The 19,013-nt window shown below is 64.4% G+C and carries 15 protein-coding genes; 8 read left to right on the top strand and 7 right to left on the bottom strand.

Going from position 1 to position 19,013, the window contains the following annotated elements; genetic code table 11:
• Positions 1 to 13: 13 nt before the first annotated feature.
• From NDO48_RS00075 to NDO48_RS00045, 7 genes are all read right to left on the bottom strand, one after another.
• Positions 14 to 994, bottom strand: a complete 981-nt coding sequence (locus NDO48_RS00075) for an ABC transporter ATP-binding protein (protein WP_267320650.1) — start codon at positions 992 to 994, stop codon at positions 14 to 16.
• Entirely contained in the window at positions 991 to 1,974 is a 984-nt protein-coding gene (locus NDO48_RS00070) for an ABC transporter ATP-binding protein (protein ID WP_267320649.1), read from the bottom strand. The genes NDO48_RS00075 and NDO48_RS00070 overlap by 4 nt, the downstream gene beginning before the upstream one ends.
• Entirely contained in the window at positions 1,967 to 3,463 is a 1,497-nt protein-coding gene (locus NDO48_RS00065) for an amidohydrolase family protein (protein ID WP_018430126.1), read from the bottom strand. Before NDO48_RS00065 ends, NDO48_RS00070 begins: the two co-directional genes overlap by 8 nt.
• Positions 3,460 to 4,653 (bottom strand): amidohydrolase family protein, encoded by a 1,194-nt coding sequence (locus NDO48_RS00060; RefSeq protein WP_018430127.1) that lies wholly within the window; start codon positions 4,651 to 4,653, stop codon positions 3,460 to 3,462. Before NDO48_RS00060 ends, NDO48_RS00065 begins: the two co-directional genes overlap by 4 nt.
• 6 nt (positions 4,654 to 4,659) lie before the next feature.
• Complete coding sequence (locus NDO48_RS00055) at positions 4,660 to 5,610, bottom strand: ABC transporter permease (protein ID WP_018430128.1); 951 nt, start codon at positions 5,608 to 5,610, stop codon at positions 4,660 to 4,662.
• Positions 5,611 to 5,627: 17 nt separating this feature from the next.
• The gene (locus tag NDO48_RS00050; RefSeq protein WP_018430129.1) at positions 5,628 to 6,596 is read right to left on the bottom strand and encodes an ABC transporter permease; all 969 of its coding nucleotides are present in this window, start codon (positions 6,594 to 6,596) and stop codon (positions 5,628 to 5,630) included.
• Between the two features lie 838 nt (positions 6,597 to 7,434).
• Positions 7,435 to 9,537, bottom strand: coding sequence for a bifunctional rhamnulose-1-phosphate aldolase/short-chain dehydrogenase (locus NDO48_RS00045; RefSeq protein WP_018430130.1), 2,103 nt, complete (start codon positions 9,535 to 9,537; stop codon positions 7,435 to 7,437).
• A 234-nt stretch (positions 9,538 to 9,771) separates the two neighbouring features.
• Here NDO48_RS00045 and NDO48_RS00040 point away from each other — a divergent pair, with 234 nt between their 5' ends.
• The 8 genes from NDO48_RS00040 to NDO48_RS00005 all read left to right on the top strand — a co-directional run.
• The gene (locus NDO48_RS00040) at positions 9,772 to 10,548 is read left to right on the top strand and encodes a DeoR/GlpR family DNA-binding transcription regulator (protein WP_018430131.1); all 777 of its coding nucleotides are present in this window, start codon (positions 9,772 to 9,774) and stop codon (positions 10,546 to 10,548) included.
• The gene (locus tag NDO48_RS00035) at positions 10,545 to 11,954 is read left to right on the top strand and encodes an FGGY-family carbohydrate kinase (protein WP_018430132.1); all 1,410 of its coding nucleotides are present in this window, start codon (positions 10,545 to 10,547) and stop codon (positions 11,952 to 11,954) included. The genes NDO48_RS00040 and NDO48_RS00035 overlap by 4 nt, the downstream gene beginning before the upstream one ends.
• Entirely contained in the window at positions 11,951 to 13,465 is a 1,515-nt protein-coding gene (locus NDO48_RS00030; protein ID WP_267320648.1) for a sugar ABC transporter ATP-binding protein, read from the top strand. Before NDO48_RS00035 ends, NDO48_RS00030 begins: the two co-directional genes overlap by 4 nt.
• Complete coding sequence (locus NDO48_RS00025) at positions 13,462 to 14,463, top strand: ABC transporter permease (RefSeq protein WP_018430134.1); 1,002 nt, start codon at positions 13,462 to 13,464, stop codon at positions 14,461 to 14,463. The genes NDO48_RS00030 and NDO48_RS00025 overlap by 4 nt, the downstream gene beginning before the upstream one ends.
• Before the next feature lie 10 nt (positions 14,464 to 14,473).
• Positions 14,474 to 15,421 carry an ABC transporter permease gene (locus NDO48_RS00020; RefSeq protein WP_018430135.1) on the top strand — a complete coding sequence of 316 codons (948 nt, stop codon included), beginning with the start codon at positions 14,474 to 14,476 and terminating at the stop codon, positions 15,419 to 15,421.
• Between the two features lie 59 nt (positions 15,422 to 15,480).
• A complete protein-coding gene (locus NDO48_RS00015; protein WP_026227628.1) occupies positions 15,481 to 16,587 on the top strand; it encodes a substrate-binding domain-containing protein in 1,107 nt (368 codons plus the stop codon).
• A gap of 102 nt (positions 16,588 to 16,689) precedes the next feature.
• The gene (locus NDO48_RS00010; protein WP_267320647.1) at positions 16,690 to 17,751 is read left to right on the top strand and encodes a class II aldolase/adducin family protein; all 1,062 of its coding nucleotides are present in this window, start codon (positions 16,690 to 16,692) and stop codon (positions 17,749 to 17,751) included.
• 1 nt (position 17,752) lies between these two features.
• On the top strand, positions 17,753 to 19,013 hold a 1,261-nt coding region (locus NDO48_RS00005), incomplete at its 3' end, for an FGGY-family carbohydrate kinase (protein WP_267320646.1).

Raw genomic sequence — 19,013 nt, 5'->3', positions numbered from 1 at the left:
ACAGGCACCATCGCTACTCGTCCTGCACCAGATGGCAGGCGACGCGCGTACCACTTGCCAGCGTGCGCACTTCCGGCAGTTCCGCCGAGCAACGTGCCGTCGCCATCGGGCAACGCGGATGGAAGGTGCAGCCGGATGGCGGCTTGAGCGGACTCGGCACTTCGCCTGCGGCAATCACACGGTCGCGATGCGGCTTCTCGATGTTGGGGATCGTCTGCAGCAGAAGCTGCGTATAGGGATGACGCGGCCTGGCGAACAGCTCCTCGGTTTCGCCCTCCTCGACGATGCGGCCGAGATACATCACCGCGATGCGGTCGGACATATGCCTGACCACGCTCATGTCGTGGCTGATGAACAGGTAGGTCAGGCCGAACTCGTCCTGCAGCTTGCGCATCAGGTTCAGCACCTGCGCCTGCACGGAGACGTCGAGGGCCGAGGTCGGCTCGTCGCAGACCAAAAAGCGCGGCTCGCTGGCGAGCGCACGCGCAATCGAGATACGCTGGCGCTGGCCGCCCGAGAACTCGTGCGGGAACTTCTCGCCGTCCGACGCCGACAGGCCGACGATCTTCAAGAGTTCGACAACGCGCTCGTCGATCTCCTCTGCCGTGTTCCGGAGTTTCATCTCTCGGATGGGCTCGGCGATGATGTTCTTCACCCGCCAGCGCGGATTGAGCGAGGCGTAGGGGTCCTGGAAGATCATCTGCGCCGACAGCGGCTGGCCGTCCTCGCCGGGCGCGAAGCGCAGCTCGCCTGCATTGGCTCGGTAGAGGCCGGTCACCAGGCGGGCGACTGTAGACTTGCCGCAGCCGCTTTCGCCGACGAGGCTGAGGCAACCGCCCAGCGGCACCTCGAAGCTGATGTCGTTGACCGCCTGCAGATACTGGCGCGGCTTGCGCTCGACGACGCGGTTGAGCCAAGGCGCCGAAACGTCGAACGTCTTGACGAGCCCGTCGACGCTGAGCGCCGAGGTCTTGTGTGAAGTCATCGCGGTCATGCGGTTCCTCCTGCATTGATCCAGCATGCGCTCGCTCCCGTGCCCGCCGGCAGCAGGCTCGGCCGCTCCCGCGAGCAGCGCGGTCCGGCGTCTCGGCAGCGCGGGTTGAAGGCACAGCCATTGGGGATCGCATCGAGCCGCGGCATCGAACCGTCGATCTGGTTGAGTCGCTCGACGCGAGCGCCGAGCGCCGGGATCGAAGCCATCAGCCCGCGCGTATAGGGATGCTTGGGGGCGTGCAGCACTTCGGCGACAGGCCCGATCTCGACAAGGCGACCGGCATACATGACTGCGATGCGGTCGGCCGTCTCGGCGATGACGCCCATGTCGTGGGTCACCAGCATCACCGCCGTCTGTTTTTCCTTGCAAAGCTTGCGCAGAAGCGAAGTGATCTGCGCCTGGATGGAAACGTCGAGCGCAGTGGTCGGCTCGTCGGCGATGATCAGCTTCGGCGAGGCGGCCAGGGCAAGCGCAATCACCACGCGCTGACGCATGCCACCGGAAAACTGGTGCGGATACTGGCCGAAGCGATCTTCCGGCGACGGAATGCCGACATCCTTGAGCAGCGAGATCGCGCGCGCCCTGGCCTCGACCTTGCCTAGCGGCAGATGCTGGCGAATGGTCTCCGTCAGTTGCGCGCCAACAGTGAACAGCGGATTGAGCGAGGTCAGCGGGTCCTGGAAGATCGCGCCGATTTCGCGGCCGCGGATCGACTCCATCTCGCGGTCGTCGAGCTGGTCGATCCGGCGATCGCCGAGCCAGATCTCGCCATCGGCGATACGGCCCGGCCGCTCGAGCAGGCCCTGGATCGCAAGGCCCGTCATCGACTTGCCGGCACCGGACTCGCCGACGACACCCAGGATCTCGCCCGGGCGGATCGACAGGCTCACGTCGGAAAGTGCTGTGGCAACCCCGCGCCGGCCGGGAAATTCGACCTTGAGGTTGCGTACTTCAAGCACTGCCTTCTCGGTATCAGCCATTGTCATTGACCTCTATCGGGTAGCTTGGCGGGAAGATCTCCGAAACCGGCGGGTTGCCCCAGCTGCGTTCCGGATACTTGGCGATGAGGCCGTCGAACTGGCGCTGGGCACGCTCGCGTCCGGCCTTCATGTCGATGCCGGCAACCTCGCCGAAACGCATCGACAGGCGGCCGTCGACGAACACGGCCTGTGTGACCTTGCCCGAGCCGCCGGTGACCAGCGTGGTGATCGGGTCGATGGACGGCGCCATGAAGGCATCGTCGAGCCCGAAGACTGCGATGTCGGCGCGTCCGCCCGGCGTGAGCCTACCGAGGTCATCGCGGCCAAGCGCCTTGGCGCCGCCCAGCGTCGCCGCATCGAACAGGTCGGCGCTGCGGACGCGGTCAGGCGCACGGTCGTTGATGCGGCAGGCGATCAGGCCGACGAGCAGGTTCATCAGCATGTCGGGAGGCGTCGTATCGGTGCCCATCGCGATGTTGATGCCGCGCTCCTTGCACTTGGAGAACGAGTTGAGCGTGCTGCCGCCACGGGCCGAGACCAGTGGGCAATGCACGATCGACACATCGTTCTGTGCGTAGAGCCCGAGGTCCTCTTCGGTCGCGTTGGTGGCATGCGGCGCGATCAGCCTGTCGTTGAGCAAGCCGGCACGCGCCAGCCACACCGGCGCTGTCGTGCCGTGCAGCTTGCGAACGGTTTCGACTTCCATCGAGCCCTGCGCCATGTGGAGGCGGATCTTGCAGCCGAGTTCGGCCGCAGCTGCCTGCGTCTGGCGAAGCAGCTCTTCCGTGCAGGTCTCGACACGGTCAGGCACCAGCATGCCGCGCACCAGGTCGCCGTGGCGGCCGGTCTGCCGACCGATATAGTCGACCGCGTCGCGCAGTCCGGCAAGACCGCGCTTTTCGTCGAACACCGCCTCCATGCGGCCCGGCTCTTCCAGAACCATGCCGCCGGCGCGATAGGCGGGGCTGAGATAGACACGCAGGCCAAGGTCGCCGGCTGCATCCGCCGCAGCATCGAACTCGGCGACCGTCTCGCCCCACTCGCGGTAAAACAGCGAGGCGATGGGGGCAGCCGTGGTGATGCCGTTCAGCAGAAGCTGGCCGAAAGCAAAACGCTTCTGGAAGGCGAGCTCTTCCTGCGAGTACATTTCGTAGGGACCGGCCTCAACATAATGGCGCGGCCAGACGCGACCCTTGGCCCAGCCCGGATGATGGTCGATGCCGAGGATGGTGGTATCGAGATCCGACAGCGCGTCGAGGTCGATGAGGCCGGGGCTGACAAGTGCTGCGCCGAAGTCGATGCGGCGGGCGACCTCGCCGGCGAAGTCAGTACCGACATAGATGACCTCGCTGCCGTCGACGACGACCTGGCCATTGGGGATCAACCTGTGCCCGCCGTCACGATGGCCGAGCACCCAGGCTGCGGTGATGAGCGTACGGCCGTTGGGCCGCTTGCCGAGTTCGAGCGTGTCGAGAACCTGTCTGGTCATGGCATTTCCACTGTGGCCTGGCCGTTGCGTGCAGTAATGCGGCCGCCCTTGATGACGAGCGGACGCGGCGCGACATCGACCACCGCATGGGCGATCGTCTCGCCCGTCAGCAGCGTCAGGTCTGCATTGCAGCCTTCCGCCAGGCCGTAGCCCTCGATGCGCATGACATCGGCACCACCCTGCGAGACGATGTGCAGCACATGTGCGAGCTCGATGTCTGAGCGCACACCGTTCTTCATACCGACGATCTTGGCGCGGTCGAGCATGTCCGGCTGGCCCCATGGACCCCACGTGTCACGAATACCATCACAGCCGGCACCGACGCGTACGCCCGCCTGCTTGAGGCGCATGATCGACGGCACGGTCGCCGACGGCGCACCCGTCGTCAGGATCGCCACGTCAAGCTCTGCGATCTGCTCGATCAGTTGGCCGACGCGCAGATAGTCGTTCATGCCGAGCGCAAAGGCGTGGCTGATGGCGACCTTGCCCTGCATGCCGTTGGCGCGAATGCGCTCGAACATCAGCTCCATGGTGAAGGCGCCGAGATCGCCCGCCTCATGCAGATGGATGTCGATCGGGCACTGATGCTTCAGCGCCAACGCAAAGATGGCGTCCAACTGCCCCTTGGGGTCGCGGTCGATGCCGCATGGATCGATGCCGCCGAGCACTTCGCAGCCCTGGCTCAGTGCCTCGTCGAGCAATTCCAGCGTGCCAGGCATGACCATCAGGCCCGACTGCGGGAAGGCAACGATCTCGATGTCGATGATGCCCTTGAGCTTCTCACGGGTTTCCATCACGCCATCGACCAGCGCCAGCTTGTGGACCGGATCGATGTCGACATGGCTGCGGATGTGGGTGGCGCCATGCGCCGCCAGGCCGATCGCGTGCCGCATCGACTGGCGATGCGGGTCGAGGCCGAGCGCGATGCGGTTCTCGCGCTCGAAATCGATGCGCTCGCGCAGCACCGCGCGGCGGTTGTTCTCGTGCCAGGGCAAGCCCCAGGTGGTCTTGTCGAGATGGGTATGCGCGTCGATCAGGCCGGGAATGGCGATGGCGCCCTTGCCGTCCTCGACCGCCATGCCGGGATCCGCCTCGAAGCGGCCGATGCCTGCAATCCGGCCGTCTCGGATCAGCACATCGGAGTTCGCGCCACCATAGGGCCGAACGTTGCGGAGCAACAGGTTGGTCATCACGCCTTACCTCAGTTTCGGATTGAGCACGTCTCGCAGCCAGTCGCCCAGTATGTTGACGACGACGACGAGCAGACAGAGCTGGATCACCGGAAACAGGACGATCCACCACGAGCCGGAAAACAGGAACTGGTTGCCGATGCGGATCAACGTTCCGAGCGACGGCTGTCCAGGCGGCATGCCGATGCCCAGGAACGACAGCGTCGCTTCGGTCAGGATCGCCATGCCGAAGTTCAGCGTCGCGGCAACCAGCACCGGCGTCAGCGTGTTGGGCAGGATGTGGTAGGCCAGGATACGGCGCGGCGGCACTTTCAGCAGCCTTGCTGCCTGGACATATTCCTTGTTGCGCTCGACGATGGTCTGGGCACGGACCGTGCGGGCATATTGCACCCACGACGACAGCGAGATGGCCAGCACCAGAACCGCGGCAGCACCGATCTCGCGCAACCCGTCAGGCAGCATCTGCCGTACGACTGTCGACACCAGGATTGCGATCAGGATGGTCGGGATCGACAAGGTGACGTCGCCGAGGCGCATCAACAGGTTGTCGACGAAGCCGCCGAAAAAGCCGGCGCAAAGACCTGCCGTCATGCCGATCAGCAGTGACAGCGCCACCGAGCCGAGGCCGATGACGATGGAGATGCGCGTGCCATACAGGATGGCCGACAGCATGTCGCGGCCTTGCGTGTCGGTGCCGAGCAGATAGGGCCACTCGCCCGTCGGCTCCCAAATCGGCGGCAGTTCCGCCTTCCACATGTCGAGCTGGGCCGCATCATAGGGGTTCTGCGGCGCAATCAGCGGCGCAAAGACGGCGGCAAGCACCAGCACGGCAAGGATCACTGCAGCGATCATCGCCGACTTGCTGTGGGTGAAGGACCACCAGACATCGCTGTTGCGCATACGCCGCAACAGGCCGGGACGCGCAGCAGCGCCTGTTTTCGTTGCGTCGGTCGTCATCGACTAGCCTCCCGCTGTCAGTGCGAGCCACGCAGGCGCGGATCGATCACCGCATAGGTGATGTCGACCAGCGTGTTCAGCGCGACGAAGATGAAGGAGATGATGCAGAGATAGGCTGCCATCACAGGGATATCGAGGAAGGTGACCGCCTGAATGAACAGCATGCCCATGCCCGGCCACTGGAAAACGGTCTCGGTGATCAGCGCAAAGGCGATCAGCGAGCCGATGTTCATCGCCGTCATGGTCACGACGGGCATCAGGCAGTTGCGCAATGCATGGCGGAAATAGACGCGCCAGCGCGGAATGCCCCGGGCGCGAGCGAACTTGATGTAGTCGGAGCGCAGCACTTCCAGCATCTCGGCACGCACCAGCCGCATGATCAGCGTGATCTGGTAGAGCGACAGCGCGATGGCAGGAAGGATCAGCGCCGCGCGTCCCGAAGGCGTCAACAGGCCCGTCGACCACCAGCCCAACTGCACGACCTCGCCGCGACCGAAGGACGGCGACCAGCCCAGGATAACGGAGAACACGAGGATGAGCAGGATGCCGACGACGAAGCTGGGCAGCGATACGCCGACGATCGACAGGAATTGCAGCGCCTCCGTGTACCATCGCCCGCGCTTGATGGCCGTCAGCACACCGAGCGGCAGCCCGACGAACAGCGAGATCAGCGTTGCCACCAGCACCAGCTCGAGCGTTGCCGGGAAGCGTTCGCCGATCAGTTTCAGCACGTCCTGGCCGTTGCGGTAGGAGATGCCGAAATCGCCGCGCGCCGCATTGCCGACGAAGTGCACGAACTGCGTCGCGACGCTGTCGTTGAGGCCGAGGCGTTCGCGCAGAGCATCGCGGTCGGCCTGCGTCGTCTGTTCGGTGACCATGAGTTCAACCGGATCGCCGGCAAGACGGAAGATCAGGAAGGCGAGCATGGCGACCGCAAGCATGACCATGATGGCATTGGCAATGCGGCCGATAACGAAAACCAGCATAAGGAGCCTCGTCAGATGAGCGGGGGCTGAAACTGTTCCGCAGGAATGCGGGTCACTGCACGGATGAAAGCGGTGTGTCCGCCAGGCATTCCGACACGGTCGTCGGCGCGGAATGCCAATGTCGCGCTCGCCGCGACGGCATGTTCATGCACATCCTCAGTCCTCCCACTTGAGGTCGCGCCTCCGTTCCGGAGGTCGTTGTTCCGAGCCGACCGGCATCGGCGCATTTCGCCACGCCGGCCCGCAGCGAACGCAAAGCGCTCTCGCTTACGCCGCCACTGTCGGCACCGCCCTCTCCCGCCCTGAGGTCGCAATGCCGCTTGCCTTGCCTGCCATATTCAAAAGCCAGCACAAATTGTCAACTACTTTGTCGACAATTATTGTCCAGAGTTCACGATGATCCTGTCGACAAGCCAGATGTCCGGGAGTGGAGCGGCGTCAAAAGGACTGCAATGGCCAACGTCGCCAACCGCAACCGTCGCCTGCAGAGTGCGCGCTGGATACTAGGACAACGAGGTTCATGGCAGCGACGCATCTGGCAAATGCCACCCGCAGGCCATTCTCATTGGTGCGCTCGGGCACCGATGACCATGGCCGGCATCGAATAAGCGAAAGCCGGAACGAGGATGGGGGGAGAATCAATTTCGAAGGGAATGCCGTCAGGAGTTGCTCAACTGACCAGGACCGCTCCGCCTAGGAAGAACCGGCGATCATGTGTTGGATCCGACAGGAAACAGCGAAGCGGCAGCACGTCGATCGCCGCGGCCTCGCGCGCGTCGATCGACGTGCTGCCCCACCCGCAGCTATCGTCAGACAGGTCCGACGAAAAGGCCTTTGCTCAGCGCGTAAAACTCTGGGCGTTGCCGGCGTCGACATTGATGATGTTGCCGGTCGACTTGGCAGACATGTCGGAGGCGAGGAAGTAGACCGCCTCGGCGATATCCTCGGGGAACACAGAGCGCTTCAGCATCGAGCGCTTGCGGTAGTGTTCCTCGAGTTCGTCCGGCTGCATCGCATAGGCTGCGGCGCGCTGCTCGCGCCATTCGCCAGTCCAGATCTTCGAGCCGCGCAGCACGGCATCGGGATTGACGGTGTTGACCCTGATCTGATGCTCTGCACCTTCGAGTGCCAGGCAGCGCGCGAGATGGATTTCAGCCGCCTTGGCCGTGCAGTAGGCCGCCGCGTTGGGCGAGGCTGCGAGGCCGTTCTTCGAGGCGATGAAGACGATGTTGCCGCCGATTTGCTGCTGCTTGAAGGTGCGGAAAGCCTCGCGCGACACCAGGAAGTAGCCCTTGGCGAGGATGTCCATGTTGCGGTTCCACATGGAGAGTTCCGTGTCCTCGATCGGCGCCGATGACGAGATGCCGGCATTCGAGACCAGAATGTCGACGCCGCCGAATTCGACGGAGCTGTCGGCATAGGCCGACGCCACGCCGGCCTCATCGGTGACGTCGAGGCGAACCGGGTGTACGAAATCCGTGCCGAACACCTTGCCGAGTTCCTCATGCGCGGTAGAAAGGGCGGTCTCATCGATGTCGGCGATGACAACGCAAGCGCCTTCGCGCAGAAGCCGGACGGCGGTCGCCTTGCCTATGCCGCCGGCACCGCCGGTGACAAAAGCGATCTGGCCGGCCAGCGACTTTGGCTTCGGCATGCGCTGCAGCTTGGCTTCCTCGAGCAGCCAGTACTCGATGTCGAAGGCCTCCTGCTCAGGCAGGCCGACATAGGTCGACACCGCCGAAGCGCCGCGCATGACATTGATGGCGTTGACGTAGAATTCGGCTGAAATGCGCGCCGTCGCCTTGTCGGCGGCGAAGGTGAACATACCGACTCCAGGCATCAGGTAGACCACGGCATTCGCGTCGCGCACGGCGGGCGAATCCGCGTGCTTGCAGCGGTCGTAATAGGCCTGGTAGCCGGCGCGGTAATCATCCAGCGCCTTGGGCAACGCTGCAACCACGGCGTCAACATCGGGTTTCGCAGGATTAAAGTCGATCACCAGCGGCCTGATCTTGGTGCGCAGGAAATGGTCGGGGCATGACGTGCCGAGTGCTGCGAGGCCACGCAGATGATGCGAGTTGACGAACTCCAACACAGCGTCGCTATCATCGAAATGACCGAGCTTGCGCACGCCCTGCTGCGAGACCATGCCGCGGATGCGCGGCATCAGCCGCGCTGCAACGGCCCGGCGTTCACCCGACGATAGCGACGTCGCGACCGCCCCGCCGAAGACAGCTTTGCCCTTGGTTGCACCCTCGAACCAGCCGATCGCCTTGTTGATGGTGTCGATGGTGGTGGTGTAGCACTCCTTGGGGGTGTCGCCCCAGGTGAACAGGCCATGGCTTTCGAGCACGACGCCTTTGGCCTTGGGGTTCTCAAGGCAGAACTTTTCCAGCCAGAGCCCGAGTTCGAAACCCGGCCGCTTCCACGGCAGCCAGCCGATCTCGTCACCGAATATTTTTGCGGTCAGCGCCTCAGAATCCTTCGCAGCCGCAATCGCGATGATTGCATCCGGATGCATATGGTCGACGTAAGCCCTTGGAACATAGGCATGAAGCGGAGTGTCGATGGACGCCGCGCGCGGGTTGAGATTGAAGGTGCAATGCGGCAGGTAGCCGACCATCTCGTCCTCATGCGCGAGGCCGCGATAGAGGCCCTTCAGCGCCCTGAGCTTGTCCATGTAGAGCGTGGCGAAACCATCGAGCTTGATCGACGCGCTGTCGCCGCCCGATCCCTTCACCCACAGCACCTCGACCTCGACGCCCGTCAGCGGGTCCTTCTGCAAGATCTTGGACGAGGTGTTGCCGCCGCCATAATTGGTGACGCGCTTGTCCGAGCCCAGGATGTTGGAGCGGTAGACCAGCCGTTCGGACTCGCCCATGGCCGCTGCCTTCGCGTCGTCCCACAGATTGGCAAGCCGCGTGGAATTGATATCGAGCATGTCGGATTCCTCCCGGCGCGCATCACCGGCGCCGCTCTCGTTTGAGCGTAATTCAGGCCAAGCCATGCGGTTTGTCAATCGCAAAAAGATTGAACTTTGTCATTGTGCGGCGCGGTATGATCTAGTTGCAGCGCGATATGAGCAATTTTCGTCACAAATCGCTTGCACCCGATTTTGATTTGCGTAAGTTAACTCACGGCACAGCCTTTTCGCGAAGCCATGGGAGGTGTTTGCGTGAACGACTTGGTCCGCCAACGGCAGATCGTCGAGCTTTTGCGTGACCGGCCTTTTGCGTCGGTGCGCGAGTTGCAGGAGCATCTCGGTGTCTCCGCGGCAACCGTGCGGCGCGACATCGACAAGATCGATGAGGCCGGTGGCGCCCGCAAGGTCTATGGCGGCATCTCAGCGCTCGACGGCGCAGCGCAAGGCACGGCTTTTGCGCGTCCCTATGACGAGAACCGCGATCTCGCCGTCGAGCCCAAGCGGCTGATCGCCGAGCTGGCCGCGACCATGGTCGCCGACGGCGACGCGGTCATCGTCAATGGCGGCTCAACCTGCTTCCATCTCGGGGTCAAGCTGGCCGACCGCAATGTCCGCCTGTTCACCAACTCCATGCCGCTCGCCGGTTATCTCGGCGAGCACGGCAAATGCACACTCACGCTCGCTGGCGGCGAGCTGCATCGCGAGCCTCGGGTGATCTACTCGCCGGCACAGCCGATCAATTTTTACGCCTCGAAGTTTTTCATCGGCGCACAGGGCATCAGCGCCGACGGCCTGCTTGAATCGCACCCGCTGATGGTGCGCTCGATCCAGGAACTCAGCCGCAACGCCGACCAGATCGTCGTTCTGGCCGACAGCCGCAAGTTTTCGATCCATGCGCGCAACATCGCCCTGCCGCTGTCGCGCCTGGCCATGCTCATCACCGACGACGGCCTTTCCGACCAGCACGCCAAGATGCTCGAAAGCGCTGGCATAGCGCTGCGCATCGCCTCCAGCGGAGGTGGCGCATGAGCGGCGCGCTGGCAGTCTTCGATCTCGGCAAGACGAACTCCAAGCTGTTCGTGTTCTCACCCGACGGTACGTTGCTCGACGAGCGGCGCACCAAGCCGGTATGGCAGGATTTTCGCGGGCGGAGCGTGCTCGACGGCGATCGTCTCTTCGCCTGGATGGGCCACGAACTGGCCGATGTCGCTGCGGCCCATGACGTGACGCGGCTGATGATCTCGGCCCATGGCTGTGCCTTTGCGCTGGTGCGCGGCGACGAGCTGCTGCATCCGATCCTTGACTACGAGCAGGAAATCCCCGGCAGCGTGGCCGATGTGATCGATCCGATCCTGCCCGACTTCTCCGAGACCTACACGCCGTGGCTGCCGCTGGGCTTCTCCATTGCCCGCCACATCTACTGGCTGGAAACAGAAGAGCCGGAGGCATTTGCCGCGACCGAGGCGATCCTTTGCTATCCGCAATATTGGGTCTGGCGTTTCAGTGGCCGAAAGCTTGCCGAATGGTCCTATCTCGGCGCGCACAGTCAACTCTGGGCTCCGCTCAAGCGCGACTACAGCTCGCTGGTCGAGCGGCTCGGCTGGCGCGACAGGTTCCCGGCGATCGCCCCCGCCGGTGCCGTGGTCGGCGAGACCAAGGTTACCCTCGCTGACGGCAGCAGCCGCGCCATCGCCGTCCACAACGGCGTGCACGACTCCAATGCGGCCTTGGCCTATTACCGCATGACCGGGCTGAGCGACTTCACGCTCGTCTCGACCGGCACCTGGGTCATCATCATCAATCTCGACTGTCCGCTCGGCGCGCTCGACCAGGAGCGCGACATGATTGCCAATGTCACCGTCAATGGCGAACCGGCGCCGTCGCTGCGCTTCATGGGCGGTCGCGAATACGACCTGATCAGCGAGAACTGGAACAAGCCGATCTCGCAGACCGCAGTCGAGCGCGTGATGGAACGCGGTGTCTTCGCCTTGCCGTCATGGGCGGCCGGCGGACCTTTCCCCGAGACGAAAGGACATATCGTCGGCGGCGAGGTCAGCGGCGAGGAACGGGCTGCAGTCGCCGCACTCTACGTCGCCATGATGACCGACCTGTCGCTCGACCTGATCCAGTCGGAGAACCTCCTGGTGCTGGATGGCGGGCTGGCGAAGATCGACCTGTTCACGACGATGCTGGCACAGCTTCGCCCGACACAATCGGTCGTGCGCTCGATGATGAGCGAAGGCTCGGCTACAGGTGCTGCCGCATTGGCCTTCAAGGCGCTTGGCCTGAAACCATTCAAGGACGAGACGGTTCCTGTCACCGCAGGCCACGTTCCCGGCCTCGAAGCGTACCGTACCCGCTGGCGCGAACTGGCCGACGGCGCCCGCGCCGCAGCAAGGTCCGCTATGACCGAAGCGAAGGAGGCGAGCCGATGAGCAGTTCGACCGCCTATGTCAGCCTCGCCGGCATGTCGAAATCCTTCGGCGGCGTGAAGGTGCTGAAGGAAGTGAACTTCGACGTCCGCCCCGGCGAGGTGCATGCGCTGTTGGGCGAGAACGGCGCCGGCAAGTCGACGCTGATCAAGATGATGTCCGGCCTCTACACGCCTGACGCCGGCATCATCACGGTCGATGGCAGGGACGTGAAATTCTCTTCGACCCGCGACGCCGCTGCGGTTGGCATCGCCACCGTCTACCAGGAACTGCTGCTTTTCCCCGAACTTTCGGTCGCCGAAAACGTCTTTCTCGGCAACTACCCGCGCACGTCCGCAGGCATCATCGACTGGGCCGAGGTGCGGCGGCGTACCCGCGACCTGCTTGACCAGCTCGACACCTATGACCTTGACGTCGACACCAAGGTGCTGAGCCTGTCGGTAGCCCAGCGCCAGCGCGTCGAGATCGCCAAGGCGTTGAGCAAGAACGCCCGCATCCTGATCATGGACGAGCCGACTGCCTCGCTGGTCGAGTCCGATGTGCAGCGGCTCATGGCCGTCGTCAGGCAACTGCGCGAGCGTGGCGTCGGCATCGTCTATGTCAGCCATCGCATGCCCGAGATCTTCGCGTTGGCCGATCGCGTTACGGTGCTGCGCGACGGCGCCCATGTCGCGACCAGGGATATCGACGACGTCGACGAGAACCAACTGGTGTCGATGATGGTCGGCCGCTCGATCGAAAGCCTGTTTCCGAAGGCCGACGCCGCCATCGGCGACACCGTGCTTCGGGTGAAGAACCTCAATCATGGCCGCCACGTGCGCGACATCTCCTTCGAGCTGAGGCGCGGCGAAATCCTCGGCATTGCCGGCCTCGTCGGCAGCGGCCGCACCGAACTGGCGCTGACCCTGTTTGGAATGACGCCGGCAACTTCAGGCGAGATCGTCATGGAAGGCAAGGTGGTGCGCATCGGATCGCCACGCCAGGCGCGCGATCTTGGCATCGCCTATGTTCCCGAGGATCGCGGCCAGCAAGGCCTGGTGAAGGCAATGGCCATCCGCAAGAACGTGTCTATGGCGACCATCGAGCGGCTGTCGTCCGGCATTTTCATCAAGGCCGGCGAGGAAGCGCAGCGTGCCATCGATGCGATCAAGCGGCTCAGCATCCGCTGCCGCAACATCGGCCAGCCGGTCGGCGAACTCTCGGGCGGCAACCAGCAGAAAGTGGTCATCGCCAAATGGCTGGAGACCATGCCCAAGGTGCTGATCCTCGACGAGCCGACGCGTGGCGTCGACGTCGGCGCCAAGGCCGAGATCCACACCATCATGGGAGAACTCGTGAGGCAGGGCGTGGCCATCATCATGATTTCGAGCGAACTGCCGGAGGTGCTTGGCATGAGCGACCGCGTGCTGGTGATCAGCGGCGGCCGCATCACCGGCGAGATCGACCGGGCCGACGCCACGCCCGAACGCGTCGGCGCCGCTATGACCGCGCATCGCAGTGGGGAGGCCGCATGATGACGACGACAGTCGAAGCGACCGCCCGCTCGCGCCCCACTCCCCAGCGACCCGGCTTCTTCAAGCGGCTTTTCGCCGACTACGGCCAGGAGATCGTGGTGCTTGCCGCCATCGTTGTCCTGTTCGCCGTGGTGACGATGGTCAATCCGCGCTTCATCAGCGCCAACAACCTGACCACGATCTTCTCTGGAAATGCCTATATCGCGGTGGCCGCCATCGGCATGGCGATGGTCATCGTCACCGGCAACATCGACGTTTCGGTTGGCGCACTGATCGGCGTGCTGGCGACGATCTCGGGCTCGCTTGCCGTTGCTGGCTACCCGATCTGGTTCGCCTGGCTGGCGCCGGTGGTTGTCGGTATGGCGGTCAACGCGATCATCGGCATCCTCGTCGCTTATGCCCGCATACCATCCATCGTCGTGACGCTCGGCGCGCTCTCCATCCTGCGCGGCGGCCTGATCAGTGTCACCGGTGGCACCTGGATCACCGATCTGCCGCCCGCCTACCTGATCGCCCAGAAGCAAGTGTTCGGCCTGCCGGTACCGCTCGTCTTCATGGTCGTTCTGACAGTGCTTGCAGCACTGTGGATGCGCTACACCGCCTTCGGCCGCTCGCTCTATGCCATCGGCGGCAATGCCGAGGCAGCCCTTGCCACCGGCATCCCGATTGCGCGCCGCACCGTCGCCGTCTTCGTCATCCACGGTGCCTTTGCCGGCCTCGCCACGATCCTGTTCGCCACGCAGCTGCAGGTCATCCAGTCGACCGTGCCGCCAAATCTCGAACTGACGGTGATCACCGCGGCCGTCATCGGCGGCGTGTCGATCCTTGGCGGCTCGGGCACGGTCATTGGTTCGACACTGGCGACCATCCTGTTCGCCACCATCGGATCGGCTTTGATCTTCGTCAACGTCTCGGCCTACTGGCTGCGCGCCGTGATCGGCCTGCTGATCCTGGCGACTGTGCTGGCCGACATGCTGCGCCGGCGCGGCAGAAGCTGAGGGACATGAGATGAAGCTGAAATCCCTCATCCGCCACGAGACCTTCCTGGCCCTGCTGCTGGTGGTCGTCCTGATCGTCTTGTCGTTCCAGTCGGACCGCTTCTTTACCGTCGACAACCTGCTCAACCAGGGTCGACTGATGACCGAGATCGGGCTGATCGCGATTGCCATGACCTTCGTCATCGCAACCGGCGGCATCGACCTGTCGGTCGGCTCGATCCTTGGCCTGACCGCCATTCTGACGGGTGTGTTCTGGCAGAATGTCGGCCTGCCACTGCCGGTGGCCGCAACCGCAGCGATCGCTGCCGGCACCTTCGCCGGCTTCGTCAACGGCGTCATCATCACGCGCTTCCGCGTGCCGCCGCTGATCGCCACGCTGGCGACGCTGGCACTCTATCGCGGCCTGGCCGAAGGCATCAGCCAGGCGCGTTCGGTGCGCGGCTATCCTGAATGGTTCTACGTGCTGGGCCAGAAGGACGTGCTCGGCGTGCCGACGCAGCTCTGGATCCTGCTGTTCGCGGCCCTCGTTGCCTCGATCATCCTCGCCTACACCACCTGGGGTCGCACGGTCTATGCCGTCGGTTCCAACGAGGTCGCCAGCCGCTTCTCCGGCCTGTCGGTCGAGAAGACCAAGCTCGCACTCTACACTGCCTCGGGTTTTGCCGCCGCGGTTGCCGCCGTCATCTTTGTGTCGCGCGTTTCCACGACGCGCTCCGACATGGGCACCGGTATCGAGCTCGACGCCATCACCGCAGTGGTCCTCGGCGGCACCTCGATCTTCGGCGGCCGCGGCACCATCATCGGCACCATCATCGGCCTTTGCCTGATCCAGGCGCTTAAGAACGGTCTGTCGCTTGCGGGCATCAAGGGCGACGGAACGATCATGCTGATCGGCGCGGTCCTTATTCTGGCGATCCTCGCCAGCAACCTCTTCGAGAGGAGCGGCACTCGAACCTAGGGAGAGCAACGTCCTTCACTGCCGCTCTACAGTGTCCGGACGATCAATTGGAGGATGGAATGCGTAACGTAGTACTTTCCGCGCTCTTGGCCTTGTCCTTCTCGACAAGCCTCAGCAACGCCCAGTCCGTCTGGACGGGCGGCGACGACCTGCCCACCAACCCGTTGGCCTGCGACGCCACGCCGGCGACTGCTGCTGCCAAGCCTTATGATGGCGGCCAGCCGACCAATGCGCCCGACCGCAAAGGCAAGACGATCAAGGTCGTCGACGTGCCGAAGCTGGTCGGCATCGGCTACTTCAACGCCACGTCCAAGGGCATCGCCGACGCGGCCAAGGAAATGGGCTCGATGGACGCCAAGACCGACGGTCCGTCCAAGGCCAACATCGACGACCAGATCACGCTGATCGACAACTACATCACTTCTGGCGTCGACGGCATCCTGTTCGCCGCCAATGACCCGGTCGCCATTGCGCCCGTGCTGAAGAAGGCGCTCGGTGCCGGTATCAACGTCGTCGGCTACGACGCCAACTCGTCGCCGGATGCCCGCCAGTGGTTCGTCAACCAGGCCGAGTTCAACGGCATCGCCAAGGCCATGGTCGACTCGATGGCGGCCGAGATCGGCGCCGAGGGCGCTTTTGCCATCGTCACCTCGACCTTCACCACGCCGAACCAGGCACGCTGGATCGCCGAGATGCAGGCCTACCAGGCCAAGTGCCATCCGAAGATGAAGTGGCTCGAGACGGTCGAAGCGCAGGAAGACAACATCCTGTCCTTCAACCAGTCGAACACGCTCATCAACAAGTACGGCGACGAGCTCAAGGGCATCTTCGGCATGACCAGCGTGGCGACGCCGGCCGCTGCGGACGCCGTGACCCAGGCCAAGAAGTGCGGCAGCGTCGCCGTCGTTGGCCTCGCCACGCCGAATGCGATGAAGCCCTATGTCGGCGCAGGTTGCGTCAAGTCCGTTGTGCTGTGGAACCCGGTCGATCTCGGCTATGCCGCTGCCTACGTGCTGCGCGCGACCGCCGACGGCACGCTGGCCCCTGGTGCCACTTCGGTGAAGGCAGGCAAGCTCGGCGACCTCTCCGTCATCAACGGCTCGGAGATCCTGCTCGGCGCGCCGACCGTCTTCAACAAGGACAACATCGGCAATTTCGACTTCTGAGGTCGAATCGGGAGACGCGCGGGCGCGTCTCCCCAAGTCTCGGAGCTGGCCTGTGACATCGCTGCCGGCCAGCTCCGCTCCCTAAATGAAAGGACCGTCGCCATGCCAGAAGCGGCCGGCTGGCAAGCCGAACTCGAACAGCTGAAAACCGTATCGGCCCGCATCGGCAGCGATCCGCTGCTGACGCAAGGTGCTGGCGGCAATACGTCGCTCAAGGTCGGCGGCACGCTTTGGATCAAGGCATCGGGCACCTGGCTGGCGCACGCGAAAGAACGCGACATCATGGTGCCGGTGGAGATGGCGCCGTTGATAGCAGCGGTCGAAGCAATCGACCCGGCCGCCGAACAGGCGCACCAGTTCACTGTCGCGGCGCTCAACAGCTCCGGCCTGCGCCCCTCTATCGAGACGACAGTCCATGCGCTGATGCCGCAACGCGTGGTGCTGCACGTCCACTGCGTCGACACCATCGCTTATGCCGTGCGCAGCGACTGCATCGAACAGATCGGCCCGTGCCTGGCCGGCCTCAACTGGGCCTACGTGCCTTATGCACGACCCGGCCTGCCGCTGGCGATCGCCATATCGGAACATCGCAGCCAACGGCCGGACGTGCTGGTCCTAGGCAATCATGGACTTGTCGTCGCCGGAGAGACGGTGCCCCAGACAGAAGCCTTGCTCGAAGACGTCAAGGCCCGGCTGCGTGTTGCGCCGCGCAACGCTCCCGCGCCCGATGCCGATCGCCTCGCTCAACTCGCCGCCGGCACTGATTATCGCCTTCCGTCATCCGAAGCCGCCCATGCGGCTGCGACCGACCCTGCAGGTTTGAGTTTGGCCGGCAAAGGCAGCCTCTATCCCGACCACGTGATCTTCCTCGGAACTGGCTCCGTCATCGCCCGCGACGGCGAGGACGTCTCCGCCGTCATCGCGCGCCTCGGTGCATCGCCGGTCTCGATCCTATTTCCCGGAGCGGGCATCCTGATGCGCAGGGATGCGACGCCGGGCGCCGATGCCATGGCCCGCTGCCTCGCCGACGTGCTGGCCCGTATCCCCGAAAACGCGCCGGTGCGTGTGCTGACCGCAGAGGAACACCTCCAGCTGACCGATTGGGACGCCGAGAAATACCGGCAGGACCTCGCCCGCAAGGGCGCGGCCAAGAAGATTGCCTGAGATGAGTACCCCGCTCGCCATCGGCATCGACCTCGGCACGTCAGGCGCCCGCGCCGTGGCGATGACGCCCGGCTGCGAGATCGTGGCACAGGGGGCGGCCAAACTCTCTGATTTCGGCGCCAACCCGCGCGACCCAAAGATCTGGTGGCAGGCGGTCGAGACGGCATTGCGCGCGGTGCTCGCCAAGGTCGACCGCTTCAGGGTTCATGCCATTGCAGTCGACGCCACGTCGGGCACGCTGCTGCCTGTCGATGCCGAGGGCACGCCGCTGGCCGAACCGCTGATGTATGACGACAAGGTGAGCGATGCCGCCATCCTGGCCCGTATCGCCGCCGTCATCCCGGCCGAAAGCGCGGCCCATGGCGCAACGTCTGGCCTTGCCAAGGCGCTGGTCTTCCAGGCCGTGTCCCACGTGGCAAAGGTGTTGCATCAGGCCGACTGGATCGCAGGGCGGCTCGCCGGCCATTTCGGCACGACCGACGAAAACAATGCGCTCAAGACGGGTTACGACCCCATCGACCGGCGCTGGCCGGACTGGGTCGCAGCGACCGGGCTCAGGACCGCGCTTCTGCCGCGCGTTGTGGCGCCGGGTGCACCAATAGAGACCATCGCACCAACCATGGCAAAGGTCTTCGGCCTGAGCGAAGAAGTCGAGATCATCGCCGGCACCACCGACGGATGCGCCTCGTTCCTGGCGACCGGTGCCGACAGGCCCGGCGATGGCGTCAGCGCCCTCGGCTCGACGCTTACGCTCAAGTTGCTGTGCGACCAGCCGATCTTCGCGCCCGACTTCGGCATCTACAGCCACCGTATCAACGGCATGTGGCTTGCCGGCGGCGCCTCCAACAGCGGCGGCAAGGTTTTGTCCCACTTCTTCTCCGCCGATGAGATCGCACGGCTTTCTGCCGCCATCGACCCTGATGTTCCGACAGGCCTCGACTTCTATCCGTTGCTCGAACCGGGCGAGCGCTTTCCGGTGCTCGATCCCGCATGGTCGCCACGGCTCGCTCCACGTCCTGCCGATGACAGCGGCTTCCTGCAGGCCATGCTGGAAGGCATCTCGGCCATCGAGAAACTCGGCTATGACAGATTGGCTGAACTCGGTGCGCCGCCGCTGCATTCCATGCGCAGCCTCGGTGGCGGTGCGGCAAACCCTGCATGGACCGCGATCCGCCAGAACAGGCTCGGGGGGGGGGGGGGGGGGGGGGGGGGGGGGGGGGGGGGGGGGGGGGGGGGGGGGGGGGGGGGGGGGGGGGGGGGGG

The organism is Aminobacter sp. MET-1 (assembly GCF_026521175.1).
In the GTDB taxonomy this organism is placed as follows: Bacteria; Pseudomonadota; Alphaproteobacteria; order Rhizobiales; family Rhizobiaceae; genus Aminobacter.
The sequence above is the reverse complement of the archived record's forward strand: the minus strand, read 5'-3'. Positions and strand labels throughout refer to the sequence as shown.

What these genes read in the sequence shown, in the direction of transcription:
- NDO48_RS00020 (WP_018430135.1), top strand. Translation starts at nt 14,474, where the DNA reads ATGAAGCTGAAATCCCTCATCCGCCACGAGACCTTCCTGGCCCTGCTG.
- NDO48_RS00070 (WP_267320649.1), bottom strand. Translation starts at nt 1,974, where the DNA reads ATGGCTGATACCGAGAAGGCAGTGCTTGAAGTACGCAACCTCAAGGTC.
- NDO48_RS00045 (WP_018430130.1), bottom strand. Translation starts at nt 9,537, where the DNA reads ATGCTCGATATCAATTCCACGCGGCTTGCCAATCTGTGGGACGACGCG.
- NDO48_RS00055 (WP_018430128.1), bottom strand. Translation starts at nt 5,610, where the DNA reads ATGACGACCGACGCAACGAAAACAGGCGCTGCTGCGCGTCCCGGCCTG.
- NDO48_RS00010 (WP_267320647.1), top strand. Translation starts at nt 16,690, where the DNA reads ATGCCAGAAGCGGCCGGCTGGCAAGCCGAACTCGAACAGCTGAAAACC.
- NDO48_RS00050 (WP_018430129.1), bottom strand. Translation starts at nt 6,596, where the DNA reads ATGCTGGTTTTCGTTATCGGCCGCATTGCCAATGCCATCATGGTCATG.
- NDO48_RS00025 (WP_018430134.1), top strand. Translation starts at nt 13,462, where the DNA reads ATGATGACGACGACAGTCGAAGCGACCGCCCGCTCGCGCCCCACTCCC.
- NDO48_RS00015 (WP_026227628.1), top strand. Translation starts at nt 15,481, where the DNA reads ATGCGTAACGTAGTACTTTCCGCGCTCTTGGCCTTGTCCTTCTCGACA.
- NDO48_RS00060 (WP_018430127.1), bottom strand. Translation starts at nt 4,653, where the DNA reads ATGACCAACCTGTTGCTCCGCAACGTTCGGCCCTATGGTGGCGCGAAC.
- NDO48_RS00030 (WP_267320648.1), top strand. Translation starts at nt 11,951, where the DNA reads ATGAGCAGTTCGACCGCCTATGTCAGCCTCGCCGGCATGTCGAAATCC.
- NDO48_RS00065 (WP_018430126.1), bottom strand. Translation starts at nt 3,463, where the DNA reads ATGACCAGACAGGTTCTCGACACGCTCGAACTCGGCAAGCGGCCCAAC.
- NDO48_RS00075 (WP_267320650.1), bottom strand. Translation starts at nt 994, where the DNA reads ATGACCGCGATGACTTCACACAAGACCTCGGCGCTCAGCGTCGACGGG.
- NDO48_RS00035 (WP_018430132.1), top strand. Translation starts at nt 10,545, where the DNA reads ATGAGCGGCGCGCTGGCAGTCTTCGATCTCGGCAAGACGAACTCCAAG.